Origin of the sequence: Mycobacterium sp., from assembly GCF_050701675.1 — a bacterium.
In the GTDB taxonomy this organism is placed as follows: domain Bacteria; phylum Actinomycetota; class Actinomycetes; order Mycobacteriales; family Mycobacteriaceae; genus Mycobacterium.
Genome location: NZ_JBOGDD010000190.1, coordinates 1 through 2,981 on the forward strand (window position 1 = coordinate 1; position 2,981 = coordinate 2,981).

Annotated in this window: 3 protein-coding genes; all 3 read right to left on the reverse strand. The window is 64.6% G+C overall.

Annotated features, from left to right (window positions below; genetic code table 11):
- Positions 1 to 944, reverse strand: a 944-nt coding sequence (locus ACRDUX_RS05500; RefSeq protein WP_526411778.1) for an MCE family protein, incomplete at its 3' end; no start/stop codon positions are given.
- Positions 941 to 1,969, reverse strand: a complete 1,029-nt coding sequence (locus ACRDUX_RS05505; RefSeq protein WP_526411780.1) for an MCE family protein — start codon at positions 1,967 to 1,969, stop codon at positions 941 to 943. The genes ACRDUX_RS05500 and ACRDUX_RS05505, both read right to left, overlap by 4 nt.
- On the reverse strand, positions 1,966 to 2,981 hold a 1,016-nt coding region (locus ACRDUX_RS05510), incomplete at its 5' end, for an MCE family protein (RefSeq protein ID WP_526411782.1). The genes ACRDUX_RS05505 and ACRDUX_RS05510, both read right to left, overlap by 4 nt.

Consider the following 2,981-nt stretch of genomic DNA (forward strand, 5'->3'; position numbering starts at 1 on the left):
TGACCCGGCAGCAGGTTGGCGACGTACGCCTTGAAGAAGGGGCCTGCGGACACCGCCTCTCCCAGTGACATGGCGTAGTCATTGAGCATCTTGATGGACTTCTGCACGCGCTCCTTTCGGTTGTCCACGATCGTGAGCACGCCGTTGAGCTTGTCCAGAGCGGGTCGCAGCTGAGCGCGGTTGTCGGCGACGAATCCGGAGAGCTCTCGCGACAGCGCAGAGATGTTCGACGACACCGTGCGCAGCGCGTCACTTTGGTTCTGCAACTCGGCCAAGAGCGCATTGGTGTTCGCGATCAGGCTCACGATCTGCGCGCTGCGTTCGGAAAGCACGGCGGTCACCTTGTTGGCGTTGACCAGGAGGTCGCGCAACTGCGCGTCGCGCTTGTCGATCGCCTCGGAGAACCGCGCAGCACCTTGCACCGCCATCCTGAGCTCGGGCGGAGTGTCTGCGAAGGTATCGGCCAGTGTCGACAGCGACCGAGAGATTTGATCGGTGTCCAGGCCGCTGATGGTGGTCGTCAAATCGCCGAGGGCGTCCGGCAATTGGTAGGCCGGGGTCGTCCGATTCAACGGAATTGCGCCGTCCAGCTGACCTCCTCCCCGTGGGGTCACCTCCAGGATCTTGGTGCCCAGAAGGCTCTTGGTCTTGACCGCCGCTTCCGTCCGGTCGCCGAGCGTGATGCCGTCCGACAGGTCGAAGGTGATGAGAACCCTGGGCCCGTCCAGTTCGACACTGGACACTTGACCGGCCCGGATACCAAAGACCTGGACCGCGGCACCGGTTCGCAGACCGCCGGCCTCGGCGAAGTACGCGGTGTAGGCGTGACCGCCGGAGACGAAGGGCAGCTCGTCGTACTGCGTTGCGGCGGCGATGATCCCGACGGCCACCGCGCAGCCGACCGCCCCGATGACGAGGGGGTTGCGTTCGGCGAAGGACTTCACTTCGGTGTGCACCTTCCTGTGCTCTGTCCGGCCAGCTTCACGAACACCGGCTGGCCGCCCTTCCCGTTGACTTTGAGGACTAGATCGCACAGGTAGAAGCTGAAGAAGTCGCCGTAGAGTCCTTGGCGGCCGAGTTGCTGATAAGCGTCGGGAAGGGTGTTGAGCAGATCGTCGAAGTAGGCATGGTCGGCCACGACGATCGAGGTGGCACGGTCCGACTCGGCGACGGTGTTCTGCAACGGGGGGCGAGCCTGGGCCAGCAGATCGGCGACCGACGCCGCCCCCCTGTCGAGATTCGCCACTCCGGTGCTGACGTCGGACCTCCGCTCGGCGAGTCCCTGAATTAGGCCCGATAGCGAGTCGACCGCCGTCGCGAACTGGTCGCTCTGATCGCCGAGCGAGCTGAGGACGTCGTTGAGATTGGTGATGACCTGGCCAATGAGGTCATCGCGGTCGGCGAGGGTGTTCGTCAGGGTCGAGGTCTGGGTGAGGAACGAGCCGATCGTCGTCCCCTGCCCCTCGAACGCCGAGATCAGCTGACCGGTGAGCATGTTGACCTGTTGGGGATCCAACGCACGGAACAGTGGGCGAAAGCCGCCGATGAGCGCGTCCAGGTCCAGGGGCGGAGATGTTCTGATCAAGGGAATCGTCTGCCCAGGTGCCAACCGCCGGACGTCACCTGCCCCCTCTTCCAGCGCCAGGAATCGGCCGCCGATGACGTTGTCGTAGCGGATCACTGCCTTGGTCCCCTGGGTCAACACGACCGAGTCGTCGGCGGTGAATTCGACGACGGCGAACGCATTCTGCTTCACCGAGACGCTCTTGACCTTTCCGACCTCGACGCCTGCGATTCGGACGAAGTTGCCCTCGTCCAAGCCGGCGACGTTGGAGAACTCGGCGTCATACGTGTTCTCGCGCTGGAACCTCAACTGCGCGAAGATGGCGTAGAGCCCGAACAACGTCAACAGACATGCGGTCACGAAGACGGAGAGTCGCCAGATTGCGCCCGCCAGGTTGTCTCTCACGGCGTACCCACTGCGCTAGGCGCGCCGGACGCGGACGGCTGTGGCAGATCGGCAGCCGGTGGGAGCGGTGCCGGTGGCGCACCCGGTGGGGGCGGATACTGCGGCGTGCCATCCGGCCCGAATTGCGGTGCTCCGTACGGGGGCGCGCCGGGATGGGGAGCCGGCCCGATCGCTGGGGGTCCATCGCCACGAACGCTGGGCGGCTCGGGTACTGCGCGGGTACCGGGAAGGTAGTCGACATACCAGGGGTGGCCGATGCCTGGGTTCGGCCGGACATCCAGTCCGCTTCCCCATCCGGTGTCCGAGATCAGTTGGCGGACGGGATAGTTCTTGCTCGCATCGGGAAGTGATCCGCACCCGGGCTTACCCCCCGGGCCACCTTTGGCGGCGACGACGGGGAGGTTGTCGGGATACTTGTACGCGTCATCACCGAGCAGGAAGGTGGCATCGAGCACTCCGGACCTACCGTCCCCTGCTCCCAGTGCGTCACGGCCACCTTTGTCTAGGAACCAAGTCGCCCCGAGCAGCATGCACGTGTAGGACGGGCTGTACTTCATCAGGAGGTTGGTGGTGGGCTCGAGGATGTTGACGGCACGAATCAGGTCGTCGCGGTTGGGTTCGAGCAGATCCGTTCCGGCCCGCGAGAATCCGATCACGTTGACGAGAAGGGCATCAAGCGCCTGTTCGTGACTCACCAGAGTCTCGCTCGTCGTACTCACCGCCGACAGCGTGGTCAAGATGTCTCGCACGGCCGCTCCGTAGGCGTGGCTGAATCCGCTGAGCGAACGCAGATCCTGCTGCACGGTGTCCATTCGCGGGTTCAGGGCCACCAGCACCTGATTGGCGTCGGTCGTCGCCCGCCCGATGGCCTCGCCCTGTCCGCGTACTCCGTCGGCCAGCGCAGTCAGGGTCGCGTTGAGCTTGGCCGGGTCGATCTGCTTGAGTACGCGAAGCAGATTCTGAAAGACGGTGTTGACTTCGGTGCTGACGTTGCTCGAGCGCAGCGCTGTAC